The organism is Cryobacterium sp. TS_SC_7 (assembly GCF_056156285.1).
In genome coordinates, this window is sequence record NZ_CM149589.1 from 3152603 (window position 1) to 3172500 (window position 19898).

The window sequence follows — 19898 nt, forward strand, 5'->3', positions numbered from 1 at the left end:
CGCTATTTCGGGGTGATTCCGAGGCTCATCCCGGAAAGTCCGCGCGCCCGGGTCGCGAGACGGTCGGCAACGAGACGGATGGCCACCGCGGCCGGGTCTGACGCCGCACCCAGCACCACGGGCACCCCGGTGTCCCCGCCGGTGCGCAGCGGCACGCTGAGCGGCACCTGCGCCAGCAGTGGAACGGGGGACTCCTGACCGGCGCCGAGCCGGCGTGCGACCTCGGCGCCGCCGCCGGAGCCGAACAGTTCGAGGACCGTGCCGTCCGGCTGCACGATGCCCGCCATGTTCTCGATCACACCGTAGATGGTCTGGCCGGTCTGGCGGGCGACGACGCCGCTGCGCTCGGCGATGTCGGCCGCGGCCGGCTGCGGGGTGGTGACCACGATGACCTCGGCCTGCGGCAGCAGCTGCCCGACCGAGATGGCCACGTCACCCGTGCCCGGCGGCAGGTCCAGCAGCAGGATGTCCAGGTCGCCGAAGTACACGTCGGTGAGGAACTGGGTGATCGTGCGGTGCAGCATTGGGCCGCGCCAGGCGACGGCGACCGAGCCGTCCTCCACGAACATGCCGATCGAGATCACCTTCACGTCGAACGCGATCGGCGGCAGGATCATCTCGCCGACCTGGGTCGGCTTGACCGCGGCGGACTTGCCCGTCTCGGGGTCGGGCGGGGTGACCAGGCCGAGGAGTCCGGGAATGGAGAACCCGTAGACATCCGCGTCGACGATGCCGACCCGCAGACCGCGGGCGGCCAGCGCCACACCCAGATTCGCGGTGATGGTCGATTTGCCGACGCCACCCTTACCGCTGGTGATGGCGTACACCCGGGTCAGGGAATCCGGGCCGAACTGGTTGCCGCGGGCTTCCGTGCCGCCGCGCAGCTTCTCCGTCATGGCGCGGCGCTGCTCGCGCGTCATCACGTCGACGGAGACGGAGACGTTGCCGGGGCCGGCCACGGACTCTGCCGCCTGCAGCACGTCGCGTTCGATCTGCCGCGCCGCCGGGCAGCCGGCGATGGTGAGCCGGATGCCGACCAGGGCGCGGCCGTCCACGATGTCCACCCCGGCGACCATGTCGAGGTCGGTGATCGGCCGGCGGATCTCCGGGTCGATCACCCGGGCCAGGGCCGCCAGCACCTGGTCGGTGGAGAAGAGCAGGTCAGACACCGGGCGGACGCTCGTCACGGTCACGGTCACGATCCCGGTCGCCTTTGCGGGCGCGCTTGCGGGTCTGTTTGTCCTGATCTTCGCGCTCCTCCAGGTTCTCGAGCAGGGCGCGCAGCTCGGAACGGAGGAAGTCGCGGGAGGCCAGGTCCTTCATGCCGAGGCGCAGGGCCACGACCTCGCGGGCAAGGTACTCGGTGTCGGCGAGGTTGCGTTCGGCGCGCTGCCGGTCCTGTTCGAACTGCACCCGGTCGCGGTCGTCCTGGCGGTTCTGCGCCAGCAGGATCATCGGGGCCGCGTAGGAGGCCTGCATGGACAGGACCAGGGTCAGCGCGATGAAGCCGAGCGAGACCGAGTCGAAGCGCCACTGCGCCGGCGCGAGCGTGTTCCAGGCGATCCAGCTGACGGCGAAGAAGGTGAGCCCGAGCAGGAACCACGGCGTGCCCATGCCGCGGGCGATGGCTTCGGTGAACCGGCCGAAGCGGTCGCGGCTGGGGCGGTTCCGGTTGCGCTTGCGTTTGCGTCCCAGCGCGGGGGCGCGCAGGCCCTTGGGGGAGTCGAGGCGGAGATCCGCTCGGTTAGCTCGGGCCATTGCCGGTCCTCCGTCCGTGGTGCAGTGGGATGCTTCCCGTGGTCAGTTCGGTGCGGGCCTCGGCCCGGCGGCGCACATCGTCGTTGCCGTCCTGGCTGCGCCAGTCGTCGGGCAGCAGATAGTCGAGAACGTCGTCAATCGTCACCACCCCGACGAGTCGGTGGTTCTCGTCGACCACGGGCACGGAGACGAGGTCGTAGCTGGCGAGGATGCGGGTGACCTCCGCCGCCGAGGTGTCCGCGGTGACGGGATCGAGACCCTGGTCGAGCAGCGTGCCGAGGCGTTCGTGGGGCGGGTAACGCAGCATCCGTTGGAAATGCACCATGCCGAGGAAGCGGCCGGTGGGCGGCTCGTACGGCGGCAGGGTCACGCAGATCGCCGCGCCGAGAGCGGGCGCGAGGTCGTGGCGGCGGATCAGGGCGAGACCCTCGGCGACCGTGGCGTCGGCGGAGACGATGATCGGCTCGGTGGTCATCAGGCCGCCGGCGGTGTCGGGCGCGTAGGTCAGCAGGAACCGCACGTCGTCGGCTTCCTCGGGCTCCATCAGGTCGAGCAGCTGTTCGCCGAGCTCCTCGGGCAGTTGCGCGATCAGGTCGGCGGCGTCGTCGGGCTGCATGTGGTCGAGCACGTCGGCGGCGCGGGCGTCGCCGAGACGGGTCAGGATGCTGACCTGCTCGCTTTCCGGCATCTCCTCGAGGGCGTCGGCGAGGCGGCCGTCCGGCAACTCACCCGCAACCTCGTGCATGCGCTCCGGGGGCAGGTCGAGCAGCGTGTTCGCCAGGTCGGCGGGCTTGAGGTCGGAGTAGGTGGCGATCAGCTGCTCGGCGGACTGGGCCTGGCCCTCGGTGGTCTGCTCGCGCACCTCGGCCCAGTCTGTGAACGTCGTGGCACCCTTCGCGAAGAGGGACAGGCTGGTCTTGGGACGGCGCACGAAGAGTTGGTTGATCGCCCAGCCACCCTGGGGGAGTTCCTCGATCGAGACGTCCTCGATGGTTGCTTCGCCGGAACCATCGTTGAAGACCACCGTGCGGCCGAGCAATTCGGCGATGACGCGCACTTCGCCGCCGCGCTGCTCGAAGCGGCGCACGTTGATCAAACCGGTGGTGATGATCTGGCCCGACCCGATGCTGGTGACGCGTCCGATGGACACGAAGACGCGCCGTTTGCCCGGGATCTCAACGATCAGGCCGACGACGAGGGGCGGATCGCTTTTTCGGTAGACCACCAGAACATCGCGGACCTTGCCCACGCGGTCACCGGCGGGGTCGAAAACGGTACACCCGGCCAAACGGGCAACGAAGACTCTGGTGGCAGACACAGTACAAATCTAGGCCACCTTCAGGGCCTATCGGTCCTGTGAAAGAATGAGGTCATGAGCAATCAGAGTCCCTTCGGCGGGCGCAGGGCCGCATTGTTCCCCGTTTTGCCCAAGGGCGAGGTGCTCGCCACGTATGCGACCTACGGCGAGGCCCAGGAAGTCGTGGACACGCTGGCGAAGGCCGACTTCCCGGTGAAACAGGTCTCCATCCTCGGCAATGACCTCAAGAGCGTCGAGCGAGTGACCGGAAAACTCACCTGGGGGCGGGTCGCGCTGGGCGGTGCGGCCTCCGGCGCCTGGCTGGGCGTGTTCTTCGGACTGCTGTTCTTCATCTTCTCGCCCGACGGCGCCGGCCTGCCGTTCGTCTTCGCCGCGGTCATGATCGGCGCCGGGTTCGGCATGCTCTTCGGAGTGGTCAGTGCCGCACTCAATCGCCGTCGCCGCGACTTCACATCCACCATGCAGGTGATTGCCAGCAACTATCAGGTGATCGTCGACGGCGCCCTGGTCAATCGCGCCCGCAACCTGCTGTCCGGGCAGGCCGCGGCCGCCGCGGTGGTGCCGGCCCCGCCGCATCCGTCGGAGCCCCCGCGCGCCGAGGAGCCGCCCGCCGCTCCGCAGCCCTAAAGCACTCGCGAGAGCGCAAAAATTGCCCCTTCACCTGTCGTGAAGGGGCAATTTTTGCGCTCTCGCGTGGATTATTAGACGGTGAGGGCGGCGATCCAGGCCTCCACGGCCTCGGAGGTGCGGGGGATGCCGACCGACAGGTTCTCGGGGCCGTCGACGGTGATCAGGATGTCGTCTTCGATCCGCACGCCGATGCCGCGGTATTCCGCCGGCACGGTCAGGTCGTCGGGCTGGAAGTAGAGGCCGGGCTCGATGGTGAACACCATGCCGGGTTCGATCACGCCGTCCATGTACATCTCGCGGCGGGCCTGGGCACAGTCGTGCACGTCGAGCCCGAGGTGGTGGCTGGTGCCGTGCACCATGTAGCGGCGGTGGTGGCCGTTGTCGGGCAGGAGCGCCTCCTCGGCGGTGACGGGCAGCATGCCCCACGCGGCCGTGTGCCGCGCAATGACCGCCATCGCCGCGGCGTGCACGTCGCGGAACACGGCACCGGGCACAGCCACGGCGAACGCGGCATCCGCTGCCTCACGCACCGCGTCGTACACGCGGCGCTGCACGGCGGTGAAGGTGCCGTCGACCGGGAGGGTGCGGGTGATGTCGGCGGTGTAGTAGCTGTCGACCTCAACGCCGGCGTCGATCAGGATCAGGTCGCCGGGCACGACGGCGCCGTCGTTGCGGGTCCAGTGCAGGATGCAGGCGTGGGGGCCGGATGCCGCGATCGTGTCGTAGCCGACGGCGTTTCCATCCGTGCGGGCGCGCGTGTTGAACACACCCTCGACCAGGCGTTCGCCGCGGTGGTGGGTGCTCGAGCGGGGCAGGTCCCTGATGACGTCTTCGAAACCGCGCCCGGTGGCCGCGACGGCAAGGCGCATCTGGGCGATCTCATAGGCGTCCTTGACCAGGCGCAGCTCCGACAGCCCGCGGGCGAACTGCTCGTCGGCGGCGTGGTCGCCGTTGACCTCGAGGCTGAAGGGGGAGTCGGACGCATCCGTCGTGAGCACCTTCTCGGCGGCGAACCGCAGGCGGCCCTCGTCGACCTGGGTGGTGAAGTCCGGGTCGGCCTCCCGCAGCACGACCGTCTCGGTGTCGATGGTGTTCAGGACCAGGGCCAGATCGGCGATGCCGCGCACCTGCACGCCGAGGTCGCCGGCAACCTGGGCGATCGAGGGGCGAGGGCCGATCCAGAACTCACCGATCTCGGGGTTGGCGTAGAACTCGTCCGAGTCGCGGCCGGCACGCTCGCGGAAGTAGATTGTGGCGTCGTGCCCGGTCGCGGTGGGCTCGAGCACCAGCACGGCACCGGGTTCGGTGTCGCTGCCCCAGCCGGTGAGGTGGGCGAATGCGGAGTGGGCGCGGAAGGCGTAGTCGGTGTCGTTGGAACGCTGCTTGAGGCGACCTGCCGGCACGATCAACCGCTGTCCGGGGTGCATCGCGGAGAGGCGGTCGCGGCGTGCGCTCGCGAACGGCGCCTGCTCACGGGCGGGCGGCAGCGTCTCGGCGCGCTCGGCCCATTCACTGGAGATGTACGCCTTGAATCCGGCTGAGCCGGGTGTCGTCGAGCGGTTCTCGTTCGATCGGGGAGCAGGGGTGATCGCGGTTTCGCTGGAATTGGCCATGGCCCATTGTCCCATTCCTCGCCCCACAGTGCCCGTTCCGGCCCGGAGTGCCCGTTGGAGCGGGCACTCCGGGCCGGAACGGGCACTTTACGAGGTCGGGGTGAGGGTGGCGACGATCGGGCGATGGTCGCTGCCGGCGTCGTCCTCCGAGTCCAGCACGCTCATGCTCTGCACCTGCCAGTTCGGCGTGGCCAGCACGTGGTCGATGGGCGAGCCGAGCAGGGCCGGGGCGAAGGTCGGCCAGGTGCCGACGGCCCCCGAACCGGTCGCCAAAGCGGCATCCCGGCAGTCTCCGAGAACGGCGCCGGCGGATGTCTCACGCCCGCTCAAATGGTCGAGGGTCGCGTTGAAATCGCCGGCCATGATCACGTCGTCGCCCGTGCACTGTTCGGCGAGCCAGTCCAGGTCGGAGCGCCAGTTGGACATCTCGAAGCGGATGGGCGCCACGGCGTGCACGGCGATGATGGTCGGGCCCGTGCCGTCGACGGGGGTCGCGACAACGGTCGGCAGCACATTGGTGTTGCCGGGAGGGCCGGAGCCGGCCTCGTTGCTGACCGTGTAGTCGCCGAGTTCGGGGCTGATCAGCAGGGTCGTGGAGCGCGCCTTGGAGATCTGGTCGAAGGCGAGGGTGTGCACCCACATCGGGCGTCCGCCCTCGCGCATGGCCTCGGCCACGGCTTCCCCGGTGGCTTCCGTGGTCTCGGGCAGGGTGATCACGTCGGCGTTCTGGTCGAGGGCGAGCCGGGCGATGGCGTCGGCGCCCGGCTCGTCGCCGAGGGTGTTCCAACTGAGCACCGTGACGGCATCCGTCGTCTCGGCGGCGGCAGGGGTGCCGACCGGCTCGCCGACGCCCCGGACCATCAGGACGGCCGCGTTTCCGGCGCCGAAGAGCAGGAGGAGCACGACCAGCCCCCCGGCCACCGGGCGCAGCGGACGGAACAGGGCGACGAGCAGAAGGAGCACGGCGATCAGCGCGATCGCGACCACCACGGCGACGCCGCGCAGGGAAACGGCGTGCGCGGCCACCCAGGTGTTCTGCAGGCCGACAAGCTGCGGCCAGCCGAGCGCGAGCAGCACGGCGGCGGACGCGCCGAGGAACAGGGTGCTGAGGAGTCGATTGAGCATGTCCGACCACGCTAGACGACCTGGCTGGGAAGCCTTCGAACGGGCCGGACCTGCCGCGCAACTAGCATGGGGGAATGTCAGGTGCACGCCGATTCAGAGGTCCGATCGACCTGCACACCCATTCGAGCGTGTCGGACGGCACGGAAACCCCGTCTCAGCTCGTGCGGGCCGCCGTGGCCGCGGGCCTGGGCACGGTCGCGCTCACCGATCACGACTCCACCGCGGGTTGGGCCGAGGCCAGCGCCGCAGCGCGCACCGCGGGCATCACCCTCATCCCGGGCATGGAATTCAGCACCCGCGTCGGTTTCGCCAGCGTGCACCTGCTGGCGTACCTGTTCGACCCGTCCAACGCCGGCATCGTGGCCGAGACCGCCCGGGTGCGCCAGGCCCGCCTGGTGCGGGCCGAGCAGATGGTGGAACGCATCGGCGTGGATTACGCCCTCACCTGGGACGACGTGCTCGCTCAGACCACGCCGGATGCGACCGTTGGCCGGCCGCATATCGCCGACGCCCTGGTGGCACGGGGGTTCGCGCTCACCCGGAGTGAGGCGTTCGCCGGGATCCTGCACTGGGAGGCCGGCTACTACCAGCCGCACTACGCGCCGGAACCGCTCCGGGCCATCTCCCTCGTGCGGGCGGCCGGGGGCGTGCCGGTGATCGCCCACCCCGCGACGCGCGGGGTCAGCGACGTGATCGCCGAGGCGCACCTGGCGCAGTTGGCCGAGGCCGGGCTGTTCGGCCTCGAACTCGAGCATCGGGAGAACAAGCCGGAGGCGACGGCCCGACTGCGTTCCCTCGCCGCGAAGTACGGGCTCTTCGTCACCGGTTCCAGCGACTACCACGGCGAAGGCAAGCCCAACCGCCTGGGGGAGAACACCACGGCACCGGAGGTGCTCGACCGCATCATCGAGCAGGGCACGGGCTCACCGCCCGTCTTCGGCTAGGAAAGCCTCCCGACACACGAAGAAGGTGGGCAGAGGATTCTCTGCCCACCTTCTCTATGCGGTGTGTCTTACTTGGCGTCGACCGTGATGAGCGGGCTTCCGACCGTCACATGTCCTGACGCTGCCTGGTCGACCGAACCGAACTTCTTCGGGTTCGTCACGAGAACCGGGGTGATCAGCGAGTAGCCGGCCGCCTCGATCACCGAGCGGTCGAAGGTCACCAGCGGGGTGCCTGCCTCGACACGGTCGCCGGCGGCGACCTTGACGGAGAAGCCCTTGCCGGCCAGGTTCACGGTGTCGATGCCCACGTGAATGAGCAGTTCAACCCCGTTGTCGAGCCGCAACCCGAAGGCATGGCCGGTCGGCTGGGCAACGAGGACCTTGCCCGCACCAGGTGCGTACACGGTGTCCTCGGTCGGGTCGATCCCGACGCCGAGTCCGACGATCCCCTTGCTGAACACGGGGTCCGGAACATCGGCGAGCGGAACGACGATGCCGGCGATGGGCGAACCGATCGTCGCCAGAACCGTGGCGACGGTGGTCGCGGTGCCGGTGCCGGCTGCACCAGCGGCAACCGGGGCGGCGAGGGTCGAGACAGGTGCTGCCTCGTCGGCCGCGACGGCTTCCGTGGCCTGAGCAGCGGCGAATTCCGCCTTCTGCTCGGGCGTCTTGTAGCCGGAGAGGATCACGAGGATCATCGCGGTGAAGAAGGATGCGCCGACGGCACCCGCGTAGAGCGGGATGTTGTCGAACGCGGGGATGGTCAGCAGCGAGGTGAAGACGAACGCGCTGGTCTTCACGCCGCCGCCGAGGCCGATGATGACACCACCGACGAGGCAACCCACGAGCATCCGCGGGTAGATGCGCTTGAACCGCAGGTGGATGCCGTAGAGCGAGGGTTCCGAAATACCACCCAGGAGGCCGGCCGCGAGAGCACCGGTTGCCGTCTGCTTCATCAGGCGGTCCTTTTCGCGGATCGACAGGAACAGAACACCGGCGGTGGCTCCGAAGCACGCGAAGTTCCAGGCGCCCATGGGGCCCTGGATGAAGTCGTAGCCGAGGGACTGGATGTTGAGCAGCATGATCGCGTTGAGCGGCCAGTGCAGTCCGAGCGGAACCATGAACGGGTAGGCCAGCGGGATGACGACAGCGAAGATGAACGGCGAGAAATCGTTGATCGACTTGAGGAAGTTGCCGAGTCCGGCTCCTCCGTACACGCCGATCGGGCCGATCAGGAAGGCGGTCAGCGGGATCATGATCAACATGCTGAGGAACGGCACGAAGATCAGCTGGACGCTGGAGGGGATGATCTTCTTCAGGTACTTGGTCAGCAGGCCGAGCACGACCGCCATCAGCAGCGGCGGGAACACCTGCGAGCTGTAGTCGGTCACGGTCAGCGGGAACCCGAAGATCTGCACAACGGCTGCCTTGCCGCCGAAGACGGTCTCGGCGCCGTCGGTGAGACCCAGAGCGTTGAAGCCGGGAAGCATGACGACGGCCATGATGCCGAAACCGACCCAGGGGTCGGCGCCGAGCCGCTTGGACGCGTTGTAGGCGACCATCAGCGGCAGGAAGACGAACACGCCCTGCCACATCAGGTTGATGAACTGCCAGGACGGGTCAAGCGTGACGCCCGGTGCGTTCCAGGATGGGATGACCCCGAGCGTGGCCATCAGAGCCATGAACGTGATGAACAGGGAGGCGCCGAGCAGGGCGCCGAGGATCGGTCGGAAGGAGTCGGACAGGATCTCGAAGAAGGTGTCCAGTCCGGAGAACTTTCCGCGTGGTCCCTTCGCACGCTCCGCGGCCTTGATGTCCGCGGCCGAATCGCCCGTGTGGTGGTCGCCGGCGTGCTTCTTCATTGCGGGAAGCGCCATAATGTCGTTGTATACGGTCTCAACGGCTCCGCCGATGACAACCTGGTAGCGGTTTCCGCTCTGGGGAACTGCGCCGAGCACGACCGGCAGGGCCTCGACGGCCGCCTGATCGATTCCCGATGCGTCCTTGAGGGTGAAACGCAGCCGGGTGGCACAGTGGGTGAGGCCGACGATGTTATCGGCCCCTCCAATACTTTTAATTATGTCTGCAGCAGGTTTTGATGCCACCTGGATCTCCTTATGGTGTTCACGCTTAATATGTCATTCCCGCTCGGTGCAGGTCAGCGCGAACCGAGGGGCCGGCTGAGAGGATCGTGTCGATATTCAATGATCGTTAGCAACGATAACGGTTATTGTCCACGTCCGAAAAAAAATCATACTTTACGGGGGTGCTGCCGGTGTTCCCGTGGGCAAACGAAAAGCGCCCCCGCCGGAGCGGGGGCGCTTTTCGAGCCGGGACTGACCCGGGACTGACTAGCTGGGGGTGCCGGCCTGCGGGGCGTGGCGGCGCGTGCGGCTGCGACGGCGCGGGGCGCTGTTGCCGTCGTGGTGTTCGGCGCCGCCGCCGTCGTGCGTGCCGGCGGCGGGGGCGACGATCGGGGCATCCGAGGTGGTGGTCGGGCTGACGCGGGTGCGCGACCGCGGCGGGCGGCTGCCGGCCTGATCGCCGGAGTGGCCGGCGCCCGAGCGGGCGGTGTCGGAGTGACCGGAACCGGAGCGACCCGAGCCGGAGCGAGCGGAGTCGCCACCTGTGCGGCCCCCGCCGGAACGGCCGGAGTCTGAGCGCCCGGCTCCACCGGTGCGTCCTGCGCCACCCGAGCGTGCCGCGGAGGCCGCGGTTTCACGGATCGGCGACGCACGGAGGCGCCCCTTCGACCCGGCCGGGATGTTCAGGTCGGTGTAGAGATGCGGCGAGGACGAGTACGTCTCCATCGGAACCGGGGTTCCGAAGTCGAGCGCGGTGTTGATCAGCGTCCACTTGTGCATGTCGTCCCAGTCGACGAACGTGACGGCGATACCGGTCTTGCCCGCGCGGCCGGTGCGTCCGACGCGGTGCAGGTACGCCTTCTCGTCTTCGGGGATGGTGTGGTTGATCACGTGGGTGACGTCGTCGACGTCGATGCCTCGCGCGGCGACATCCGTCGCGATGAGGATGTCTTTCTTGCCGGCCTTGAAGGAGGCCATGGCGCGTTCACGCTGTTCCTGGTTGAGGTCTCCGTGCACGGCCGTGGCGTTGAAGCCACGGTCGCCGAGTTCCTCGACCAGCTTGGCGGCGGCCCGCTTCGTGCGGGTGAAGATCACGGTCTTGCCGCGGCCCTCGGCCATCAGGATGCGGCCGATCACCTCGTCCTTGTCCATGTTGTGCGCGCGGTACACGAGGTGTTCGATGTTGGCCTGCATCAGGCCCTCATCGGGATCGGTCGCACGGATGTGGATGGGCCGGTTCATGAACCGGCGCGCCAGGGCGACGATCGGGCCCGGCATGGTGGCCGAGAACAGCATGGTGTGGCGGGTGGACGGAGTCTGCGAGAACAGCTTCTCGATGTCGGCGAGGAAGCCGAGGTCGAGCATCTTGTCGGCCTCGTCGAGCACCATCTCGCTCACGTTGGCGAGGCTGAGCAGACGCTGGCTGGCCAGGTCGAGCAGGCGCCCGGGGGTGCCGACGACGATCTGCGCTCCGGCCTTGAGGGCTTCGATCTGGCCCTCATAGGCCTTGCCGCCATAAATGGAGACGACTTTGGTGTTGCGGTTGGAGGATGCCATCTCGAGGTCTTCGGAGACCTGCACGCACAGCTCGCGGGTCGGAACGACAACGAGAACCTGCACGCCCGGCGCGGGGTCGAGGCCCAGGCGCTGGATGATCGGGAGACCGAAGCCGAGGGTCTTGCCGGTGCCGGTCTTGGCCTGGCCGATGATGTCCTGGCCGGAGAGGGCGAGGGGGATGGTCTGCACCTGGATCGGGAAGGGCTCGATGATGCCTTTATCAGCGAGGGCCTGAACCATGTCCTGGTCGATATTGAGTTCGGAGAAAGTCACGAATTATTGCCTTGTCATTAGCTGGAAGCGGGATGCGCCCGTCTTGGCTTCGGGCACCTGGCCACCGATCCATGCCGATGGCGTGGTCCCACCTTATCGGGCAGCCCTGTGAAGTGGCTTATACCGCACCTGAGACGGCGGATTCGCCCCCGCGGACCCGGAACCCGGGGTGCGGGCGCGGCCCTGTCCTAAGCTAGGCCCGTGATCAAGTGGACCGAGCGGCGCACACAGCGCGTGGAAACCCCCCGGCTATCGACCCGGGGGGAACGCCAGTCGACCACCAAAGTCGATATCTCCGGGTTCGTCCCGGAGCTACTCACCTATCTCGGCCAGGCGGCGTACTTCGAACTCGGCATGTTCGAGAACATCGCCCGGGCGACCTCCATCGCGCCCGACCTGGCCGCCAAGGAGGGGCTGAGCGCCGCCGCCGGCCGGGCCCTCGCCAAACACCAGGGACTGGTCGCCGAAATTCGTCGGCGCGGCGGTGAGCCGTCCGAGGTGATGGCTCCGTTCGCCCCCCGGCTCGACGCGTTCCGGCACCAGACGACCGGCGCCGACTGGAATGAGCTGCTGCTCAGCTGCTACCTCGCCGGCGGACTGCTCGACGACTTCTTCATCCGGCTGTCCGACGGGCTGCCCGGCGACGTGGGCCCGCGGGTCGCACACCTGCTGGGGCAGGATGCCGGCACCGACGTGCTCATCACCCACCTGAAAGCGGCCATCCGTTCCGACGCCGCCCTCGGCTCGCACCTCGCCCTGTGGGGACGCCGCCTGGTCGGAGACACCCTGCTGGTGGCCCGCTCGGCACTGCCGATGGACGGTCACACGAGCGATCAATCCCGCATCGAACCGGTCTTCACCGAAATCATCGCCGCACACACGCGACGCATGGACGGCCTCGGGCTGACCGCCTGACCGCAGCTCGGCGGCCGGTGCCGAGGCACCGGCCGCCTCGATCAGCTCAGGTCAGGCAGCGCGGGTCAGGCGCGGGTCGGGTGCCCGTCGCGCATCAGGACGTGCAGCATCCGCTCGTCACCCGCGGCACGCGTGCGACCGAGGTAGAGGTCTGCGGCGACGGATACCAGTGCGGTCGCCCCGAGGGTGACCCACCAGATCCAGCCGTCGTTCCAGGCCAGGCCGAACCAGGTCAACGTCACCCAGACGACGGAGGCGACCATGGTGCCGATGGCCGGCATCAGGATCGCGCCGTGGGTCTGACGCCCGGGCAGGGAATACCGCGCGGCGAGCCCCAGAACCGCACCGCCCAGGGCGATGAAGAGGAGTTCCATGGTGGGTCAGGCGACGAAGCCGACGCGGCGGGACTCCTCGGAGCCCAGCTCCACGTACGCGAGCCCGATGGTCGGGACGATGTAGACCTTGCCCTTGCTGTCGGAGAGCTTCAGGTACCCGGTCTGTCCGGCGAGGGCGGCAGCGACCGTCTCCTCGACTTCGTTCGCGGGCTGTGAGGTCTCGAAGCCAATCTCACGGGGAGAATTGAAGATGCCAATGCGGATATCCACCAGATGCGCCTTTCGTTGCCTAAGCGCCCAGATTACGACAGAACCGCCCACGGGCCGGACACCGTTCACTGTCGGCGCAACCCGCTAGCTTTGAAAACGTGACACTCCTGGGAATCCCGCTCCGTACAGACCCCGATTCGGTCGTCCTCGACGACTCCCAGCGCGCCGTTCTGCACCTGGTTGCCGGGCCGGGCGCGCCCGACGAACCGAGCCCGAACCGGACCGCCGCCAGCGCCGCCGTGATCGGCGCACCAGGCACCGGCAAGACCACCACCCTGGTCGAGCTCGTGGCCGAGTGCGTGCTGAACCAGGGGTATTCGCCCAGCGAGGTGCTGGTCCTGGTACCCACCCGTACGGGAGCAACGGCCCTGCGCGACCGGCTGGCGCTGCGCCTGGGCGTTCCCACCAACGGCGCGCTGGCCCGCACCGCGAACTCCGTCGCCTTTCAGATCGTGCGGGATGGCGTGGCCCGCTCGGGAGGTGCTGCCCCCACCCTGCTCACCGGCGGCGAGCAGGACCAGATCATCGCCGAGCTGCTCGAGGGGCATCGGCTGGACCAGGCCGACCCGCGGCAGGGCGGGGTGCCGGCAACGACGCCGAACTGGCCCGACACGCTGGGCGCCGACGTGCGGGGACTGCGCGGCTTCCGCACCCAGCTGCGGGACCTGATGATGCGCGCCGTGGAATACGGTGTCACCCCGGACGCGCTGGCCGCCCTCGGACACCGCGAACAGCGCCCGGAGTGGGTGGCCGCGGCCGAGTTCATCCGCGGCTACGAAGACGTGAAAGACCAGTCCCGTCCCGGGCAGTACGATTCCACCGAGCTGGCCCAGTTCGCCGCGGCCATCGTGGCCGGGGCCCCGGCCGGCACCGCGGCGCTCGGCTCCCTCGGCGGCCTCCGCCTGATCGTGCTCGATGACGCGCAGGAACTCACCCAGGCCAACCTCACCCTGCTCGCGCAGTTCGCCGCGCGCGGGGTGAGTGTCATCGCCTTCGGCGACCCCGACATCAGCACCGGATCCTTCCACGGCGCCCACCCGGATGCCCTCGGCCGGCTGGGTTCCTACCTGTCCGGCGGCGTGCTGCCCACCCTCGTGCTCGGCACGGTGTACCGGCACGAGGCGGCCATCCGTGGGGTGGTGCGCGAGATCACGCACCGGATCGGAGCGGCATCGGCCGGCACCCAGCGCTTCGCCGCCGGCGTGGCCGCCGAGCCTGGCCGGTCCGAGGAGCCCGAGTCCGAGGAGCCCGTGGAGCCCGAGTCCGAGGAGCCCGAGTCGAGTGCCGTGCAGGCGGTGCTGGCGGACAGTCCGGCCGACCAGCTCGCGCAGGTCGCGCGCCGGCTGCGCGAACGGCACGTGATCGGCGGCGTGCCCTGGGGCCAGATGGCCGTCGTCGTGCGCAGCGGCTCGCTCGTACCCGCGCTGTCCAAGGGCCTGGCCGCCCTCGAGGTGCCCACCCAGGTGTCCTCGGCACAGACCGCGCTGCGCGAGGAATACGCGGTGCGCGCGTTCATCCTCGCGCTCGAGGTGACCCTGGGCCGCAAGCCGCTCGGCCCGGAGGAAGCGATCGAACTGCTCCGCGGTCCGCTCGGCGGCCTCGACCCGATCACCCTGCGTCGTCTGCGGGCCGCTCTGCGCCAACAGGAGCTCAGCCAACAGGAGCTCAGCCAACAGGAGCTGAGCCAGCAGGAGCTGAACAGCTCCGTGCGCAGCCGCACAGCCGATGAGCTCCTGGTGGAGGCTCTCGTCAACCCGGGTCTGCTGGCGTCCATCGACAACCGCACGGCCCGCCGGGCCGCCAGCTGTGGGGAGAGCCTGAAGAGCGCCGCCGTGGAATACGCGGCCGGCGCCACCATCGAGGAACTGCTCTGGGGTCTCTGGCAGCGCAGCGGCCTCGCCCGGGAATGGAAGGAGCAGTCCAGTGGCACGGGCATCGTCGCCGACGAGGCCAACCATAATCTCGACGCCGTGGTGGCCCTCTTCTCCGCCGCGCAGCGCTACGTCGAGCGCACCCCGGCCGCACCGCCGGTGCTGTTCCTCGAGCACCTGGTCGACACCGATGTGCCCGAAGACACCCTGGCGCCGCGGGCGCTCGGCGATGCGGTCGTCGTGTCCACCCCGAGCGGCCTGATCGGCCGCGAGTTCGACGTGGTCGTCATCGCCGGGGTGCAGGAGAACGTGTGGCCCGACCTGCGCATCCGTGGCTCGTTGCTCGGGGCCGGCGACCTGGCGGCGCTCGCCGCCGGCCGGCGCCCCGAGGAGGCCGGTGCCCGCACGGCCGTGCTGCACGACGAGCTGCGGATGTTCGCCCAGGCGGCCAGCCGGGCCCGCACCGAACTGCTCGTGACGGCCATCGACAACGAGGAGAACCAGCCGTCGGTCTTCTTCCGGCTGCTGCCGGCGCCCCTTCCGGCCACCGTTCACGAGCCCGGAGACACCAGCCGCTACCCGCTGTCCCTGCGCGGGCTGGTGGGACGGCTCCGGCGCGACCTGACCCGGGGCACCGCGACGACCCGCGGCGGCGACGAGACCGCGAGCCGGGCGACCGATGCCGCAGCGACCCTGGCCCGCCTGGCCCGGGAGAACGTGGCCGGCGCCGCCCCCGAGCAGTGGTACGGCCTGAACGAACCCAGCACCGTGCGCCCGCTCAACGACCCGGAGGCCGGCGACGCCCCGGTGCGGGTCTCGCCGTCCCGCATGGCGGCGTTCGAAACCTGCCCGCTGCACTGGGTGATCGGACAGGTCGGCGGCGGCACCTCCAACACGGCGGCGAACCTCGGCACGATCATCCACAAGGTGATGGAAGACGCCACCACGCATAACCCCGACGCACTCTGGCAGGGGGTCGAGGCGCGCTGGAACGAGCTGCAATTCGATGCCGACTGGCAGTCCCGGGTGCAGAAGGTCGAGGCGCGCGCGCTCACCGACCGGCTCGCGTCCTACCTGCTCGACTTCGACCGCAGCGGCGGCAGCCTGCTCAGTGCCGAAGGTACCTTCCAGCTCGACGTCGACGGCGCCGTGCTCTCCGGCACGGTCGACCGGGTCGAGCGTCTCGGTGACGGGCGGGCGGTCATCGTCGACCTGAAGACCGGCCGCGGCGACCCGATCAGCGACGCCGGCGTGGTCGAACATCCGCAGCTCGGCGCCTACCAACTCGCGTTCAGTGAGGGGGCGATCGAGGGCATCCCCGCCGGCACTCCGCTCGCGGGCGCGCGGCTCCTGATCGTGTCCAGCGGCACCGTCAGGCAGAACTACCGCAACCCCACCCAGCCCACCTTCACACCCGAGGAGCTCGCGGCCTTCCGAACCCGGGTCGGCACCGACGCCGTCGGCATGGGCGGCGCCACCTTCCTCGCCGAGATCAGTTCCCACTGCCTCGACCCGCGCTCGCACGGGTCCTGCCGAATCCACGTCATCAAGCAGGTCAGCTCATGAATCAGCCCGTCACTCCCGCGCTCGACCCTGCCCCGGCGATTCCGCCGATCTCGGCCCTGCAGATCGCCGCGGCGCTCGGCATGTTCCCGCCCACCGACGAACAGCAGGCCGTGATCGAGGCGCCGCTGGCCCCCACCCTCGTGGTGGCCGGCGCCGGCAGCGGCAAGACCGAGACCATGGCGAACCGGGTGCTCTGGCTGCTCGCCAACGGGCACGCCCGGCCCGACCAGATCCTCGGCCTCACCTTCACGCGCAAGGCCGCCGGTGAACTGGCCGAGCGCATCCGTGACCGCATCGACCAGCTCGACGCGAAGGGGCTGCTGCCCAGGCCCCCGGCGCCCGCGCCCGGCGCGGTCACGATCGACTCGTCCGACCTCTTCAACGCGCCGACGGTGTCGACGTACAACTCGTTCGCCAGCCGCCTGTTCACCGACAACGCCCTGCTGCTCGGGCGGGAGCCCGAATCGGTGCTGCTCAGCGAGACCAGCGCCTGGCTGCTCGCCCGTCGGGTGGTCATCGAGCACGGCGACAGCCGCCTCGTGCCGTTCGGCAAGAACCTCGACGCGGTGACGGATGCCGTGCTCGCCTTCAGCCGTTCCCTCGCCGAGAACCCCCCGCGTTTCATTCCGGGCGTTCCGAGTGCGCCGCACGACCTGACCGGCCTCGCCGCCGGTTTCGCGTATCTGCAGGACCTGCCCTACGGCAACCCGCGCAAGAAGATCCCGTATGCCTCCGTCGTCGAGTCGCTCGCGGCGGTCGCGCCGCTTCCCGTGCTGTTCGAACTCGCCGAGCGCTACAGCAGCGAGAAGCGCCGCCTCGGACTGATCGAGTTCTCCGACCAGGTGGCCCTGGCCCTGCAGGTCTGCCAGAAGGTGGAGCAGGTCGTCGCCCGCTACCGCGACCAGTACCGGGTGGTGCTGCTCGATGAATACCAGGACACCTCCGTGCTGCAGACGGAACTGCTGCACACCCTCTTCAACCGGCACCCCGTGATGGCCGTCGGTGACCCGCACCAGTCCATCTACGGCTGGCGCGGTGCCAGCTCGGCCAACCTTCTGGGCTTCTCGCAGAGCTTCGCCGGCCTCTCCAACCGGCAGTCGCCGACGATGAGCCTCTCCTACACCTGGCGCAACCCGGTCGCCGTGCTCGACGCCGCGAACGCGCTGGTGGCACCGCTGAGCGACGCGCTCCGGGCCCGGCCCGACGGCATCCAGGTCGACACTCTCAAGGTTCCGGCCGGCAAGGCCGCCGGGCAGGTCGAGGCGTCGATGTACGAGACCAGTGCCGAGGAGGCCCGGGCTGTGGCCGACTGGTTCGCCGAACGCCTCACCGCCGGAAGTGAGAAATCCGGCGCGATGCTCTTCCGGGCCAGGCGCGAGATGGAGTTCTTCGCCGAGGTGCTGCGGGAACGCGGCGTGCGCGCCCATGTTCTCGGCCTCGGCGGGCTTCTGTCCACCCCGGAGGTCACCGACGTGGTCTGCGTGCTCCGGGTCGTGCACGACCCGGCCGCCGGCAGCGAACTCGTGCGGCTGCTCGGCAGCGGGCGCTACCGGGTGGGACCGCGCGACCTGGCCCACCTGGCCTCGGTGGCGCGCTGGCTGGCGGCACACGACTGGGCCCAGCAGGCGGTGACGCAGGAACTCAAGGAGAAGATGCGGGCATCCGTCGCCGTCGACGAGGGCGCATCGCTCGTCGACGCGCTCGATTTCGTGGCCGCGGCCCCCGAGACGCACGGGCAGCTCGCGGGCTTCAGCGACGCCGGTCGCGACCGGGTGCGTTCCGCCGGGCGCCAGCTGGCGTGGTTGCGCGCACGAGCCGGCCTGCCGCTGCTCGACTTCGTGCGCCTGATCGAGCAGGAGCTCCTGCTCGACGTGGAGCTCGTCGCCAACGAGGCCAACACGCTGGGCCTGGCCAACCTCTACGCCTTCCACGACACCGTTTCCGCCTTCCTTTCCAGCGACGAGGTGGGCAGCCTGACGAGCTTCCTGCGCTGGTTGGGCCGGGCCGAACGCGCCGACGACATGGGTCCGCGGGTCGAGATGGGGGAGACGGGCACCGTGCAGCTGCTCACCATCCACGGGGCCAAGGGGCTCGAATGGGACTACGTGGCCATCCCCAACCTCACCGAGAAGAGCCTGCCGGCGCAGACCCGGGAAGGCGCCGGCTGGGTGAAGTTCGGCGAGTTGCCCTATCCGTTCCGCGGCGACCGGGCCGAGCTGCCCGAGCTGGTCTGGCAGGAGCATGAGACCCAGTTGTCCTATGACGCCGAGTTCCAGGCCTACAAGGAGCAGCTCGCCGCCCGCCACGACGACGAGGAGCGCCGCCTGATCTACGTGGCCACGACCCGGGCGAAGCAGGAATTGCTGCTCACCGGCTCGTACTGGGGCGGCGGCAGCACGGTGCGCACCCCGAGCCGGTATCTGGCCGAGCTCGCCGAGGCCGGGCTGATCACCCCGCTGCCGGACGGCAGCGAGCACGACGAGAAACCGGACGCCGGGGAGGGCGTCGACGAGCACTGGCCCTTCGACCCGCTCGGCGCCCGGCGCCCGCTCGTGGAGGCGGCCGCCGAACGGGTGCGCGCCGAGGCCGAGGCGGTGACCGAGCGCGACACCCGCTGGTCCCACGCGGTCACGCTTCTGCTCAAGGAACGGATGCTGCGCCTGGCGGGCGCGGGCAGCGCCCCGCTGCCCACGCGCATCCCCGCCTCCCGCTTCAAGGACTACATCGACGACCCGGCCGGGGTCGCGGCGGCGCTGCGCCGCCCCATGCCCGAACGGCCGTACCGGGCCACCCGGCTGGGCACCCTGTTCCATTCCTGGGTGGAGCAGCGGGCCGGCGGGGCGTCGGGCGGTGACCTGATCGACGCGGGCGCGAACGAGCTCGACCTCGGCGACCAGGACGCCGACGCGTTCGACCTGGACCTCGACCAGAATCAGCCGCTGGAGCAGGCGCAGCTCGAACGGCTGCAACACACCTTCGAACAGTCGCCGTGGGGATCCCTGCAGCCCGAGGAGGTCGAGATCGAGATCCACCACGTTCTGGCCGGGCAGGTCTTCGTCTGCAAGCTCGACGCGGTCTACCGCACCGAGACGGGCTACCAGGTGGTCGATTGGAAGACGGGCCGGGCACCCAAGGACTCCGCCGACCTCGAGCTCAAGCAGACCCAGCTCGCCCTGTACCGGCTCGCCTATGCACGCTGGAGAGGCATCGACCCGGAGATCGTCGACGCCGTGTTCTACTTCGTCGCGGACGACACCATCGTCGCCCCGGACCGGCTCTACTCCGAAGACGACCTGGTGCGGGCCTGGTCGTCGGTCCGATCGACGGCGGAATCGTCGAAGACGGTACCGATCGCGCCGGTGCTGACATCGTCAGACGAAGACGAAGACGAAGACGAAGACGAAGACGAAGACGAAGCCGGGCCCGAACCAGTCGCGTCGTCGTCCTCGAACTCGCCGCCGAACTCCGACAGGTTGTAGGCGTCGGTGTGCATGGCCCCGCCCGTGTCCCGGCGGGGGATGCCGCGCGGGGTGGCCGCGAGCATGCTCTCCACCCCGGCGACGTCGAGGATGGGGCCGGTGGGCGGTGACAGAGGATGCGAGGCGCTCCGGTGCACGGTGTCGACCAGGCCGTCGAGCA

General features: G+C 69.4%; 14 protein-coding genes. 5 read left to right on the plus strand and 9 right to left on the minus strand.

Annotated elements, in window-relative coordinates; genetic code table 11:
- Window positions 1–2: 2 nt before the first annotated feature.
- From AC0J5J_RS14505 to AC0J5J_RS14515, 3 genes are read right to left on the minus strand one after another with little or no spacing between them, the layout of a single operon-like run.
- Window positions 3–1199, minus strand: a complete 1197-nt coding sequence (locus AC0J5J_RS14505) for a P-loop NTPase (RefSeq protein ID WP_474898642.1) — start codon at window positions 1197–1199, stop codon at window positions 3–5.
- A complete protein-coding gene (locus AC0J5J_RS14510) occupies window positions 1162–1758 on the minus strand; it encodes a DUF1003 domain-containing protein (protein ID WP_134425721.1) in 597 nt (198 codons plus the stop codon). Before AC0J5J_RS14510 ends, AC0J5J_RS14505 begins: the two co-directional genes overlap by 38 nt.
- Window positions 1745–3076, minus strand: a complete 1332-nt coding sequence (locus AC0J5J_RS14515; RefSeq protein WP_134425720.1) for a magnesium transporter MgtE N-terminal domain-containing protein — start codon at window positions 3074–3076, stop codon at window positions 1745–1747. Before AC0J5J_RS14515 ends, AC0J5J_RS14510 begins: the two co-directional genes overlap by 14 nt.
- A gap of 54 nt (window positions 3077–3130) precedes the next feature.
- Between AC0J5J_RS14515 and AC0J5J_RS14520 the strand changes: the two genes are divergently transcribed.
- Entirely contained in the window at window positions 3131–3703 is a 573-nt protein-coding gene (locus AC0J5J_RS14520; protein WP_134425719.1) for a YflT domain-containing protein, read from the plus strand.
- Window positions 3704–3777: 74 nt separating this feature from the next.
- Here the strand turns inward: AC0J5J_RS14520 and AC0J5J_RS14525 are convergent, their stop codons facing one another.
- Together AC0J5J_RS14525 and AC0J5J_RS14530 are read right to left on the minus strand one after the other, a co-directional pair.
- Complete coding sequence (locus AC0J5J_RS14525) at window positions 3778–5334, minus strand: aminopeptidase P family protein (RefSeq protein WP_474898644.1); 1557 nt, start codon at window positions 5332–5334, stop codon at window positions 3778–3780.
- Window positions 5335–5406: 72 nt separating this feature from the next.
- Window positions 5407–6444 (minus strand): endonuclease/exonuclease/phosphatase family protein, encoded by a 1038-nt coding sequence (locus tag AC0J5J_RS14530; protein ID WP_474898645.1) that lies wholly within the window; start codon window positions 6442–6444, stop codon window positions 5407–5409.
- Between the two features lie 74 nt (window positions 6445–6518).
- Here AC0J5J_RS14530 and AC0J5J_RS14535 point away from each other — a divergent pair, with 74 nt between their 5' ends.
- On the plus strand, window positions 6519–7388 hold the full coding sequence (locus AC0J5J_RS14535) for a PHP domain-containing protein (protein WP_134425716.1): 870 nt from the start codon (window positions 6519–6521) through the stop codon (window positions 7386–7388).
- A gap of 68 nt (window positions 7389–7456) precedes the next feature.
- On the opposite strand, the gene AC0J5J_RS14540 is transcribed toward AC0J5J_RS14535, so the two are convergent.
- Both AC0J5J_RS14540 and AC0J5J_RS14545 read right to left on the minus strand, forming a co-directional pair.
- Window positions 7457–9493: a glucose PTS transporter subunit IIA gene (locus tag AC0J5J_RS14540; RefSeq protein WP_474898647.1), complete on the minus strand. Its 2037-nt coding sequence runs from the start codon at window positions 9491–9493 to the stop codon at window positions 7457–7459.
- Between the two features lie 246 nt (window positions 9494–9739).
- On the minus strand, window positions 9740–11302 hold the full coding sequence (locus AC0J5J_RS14545) for a DEAD/DEAH box helicase (RefSeq protein ID WP_474898649.1): 1563 nt from the start codon (window positions 11300–11302) through the stop codon (window positions 9740–9742).
- Between the two features lie 201 nt (window positions 11303–11503).
- On the opposite strand from AC0J5J_RS14545, the gene AC0J5J_RS14550 reads away from it, so the two are divergent.
- Complete coding sequence (locus AC0J5J_RS14550) at window positions 11504–12217, plus strand: ferritin-like fold-containing protein (protein ID WP_134425713.1); 714 nt, start codon at window positions 11504–11506, stop codon at window positions 12215–12217.
- 65 nt (window positions 12218–12282) lie between these two features.
- Here AC0J5J_RS14550 and AC0J5J_RS14555 read toward each other — a convergent pair whose 3' ends face one another.
- Both AC0J5J_RS14555 and AC0J5J_RS14560 read right to left on the minus strand, forming a co-directional pair.
- Window positions 12283–12591 (minus strand): hypothetical protein, encoded by a 309-nt coding sequence (locus AC0J5J_RS14555; RefSeq protein WP_474898651.1) that lies wholly within the window; start codon window positions 12589–12591, stop codon window positions 12283–12285.
- A 6-nt stretch (window positions 12592–12597) separates the two neighbouring features.
- A complete protein-coding gene (locus AC0J5J_RS14560; protein WP_134362971.1) occupies window positions 12598–12822 on the minus strand; it encodes a DUF3107 domain-containing protein in 225 nt (74 codons plus the stop codon).
- Between the two features lie 98 nt (window positions 12823–12920).
- Here AC0J5J_RS14560 and AC0J5J_RS14565 point away from each other — a divergent pair, with 98 nt between their 5' ends.
- Complete coding sequence (locus tag AC0J5J_RS14565; RefSeq protein ID WP_474898653.1) at window positions 12921–16259, plus strand: ATP-dependent helicase; 3339 nt, start codon at window positions 12921–12923, stop codon at window positions 16257–16259.
- The gene (locus tag AC0J5J_RS14570; protein ID WP_474898654.1) at window positions 16256–19738 is read left to right on the plus strand and encodes a UvrD-helicase domain-containing protein; all 3483 of its coding nucleotides are present in this window, start codon (window positions 16256–16258) and stop codon (window positions 19736–19738) included. Before AC0J5J_RS14565 ends, AC0J5J_RS14570 begins: the two co-directional genes overlap by 4 nt.
- Window positions 19739–19898: the final 160 nt, after the last annotated feature.

Coding starts and splice junctions, on each gene's coding strand:
- AC0J5J_RS14510 (WP_134425721.1), bottom strand. CDS start 1,758: ATGGCCCGAGCTAACCGAGCGGATCTCCGCCTCGACTCCCCCAAGGGC.
- AC0J5J_RS14520 (WP_134425719.1), top strand. CDS start 3,131: ATGAGCAATCAGAGTCCCTTCGGCGGGCGCAGGGCCGCATTGTTCCCC.
- AC0J5J_RS14525 (WP_474898644.1), bottom strand. CDS start 5,334: ATGGGACAATGGGCCATGGCCAATTCCAGCGAAACCGCGATCACCCCT.
- AC0J5J_RS14530 (WP_474898645.1), bottom strand. CDS start 6,444: ATGCTCAATCGACTCCTCAGCACCCTGTTCCTCGGCGCGTCCGCCGCC.
- AC0J5J_RS14535 (WP_134425716.1), top strand. CDS start 6,519: ATGTCAGGTGCACGCCGATTCAGAGGTCCGATCGACCTGCACACCCAT.
- AC0J5J_RS14555 (WP_474898651.1), bottom strand. CDS start 12,591: ATGGAACTCCTCTTCATCGCCCTGGGCGGTGCGGTTCTGGGGCTCGCC.
- AC0J5J_RS14570 (WP_474898654.1), top strand. CDS start 16,256: ATGAATCAGCCCGTCACTCCCGCGCTCGACCCTGCCCCGGCGATTCCG.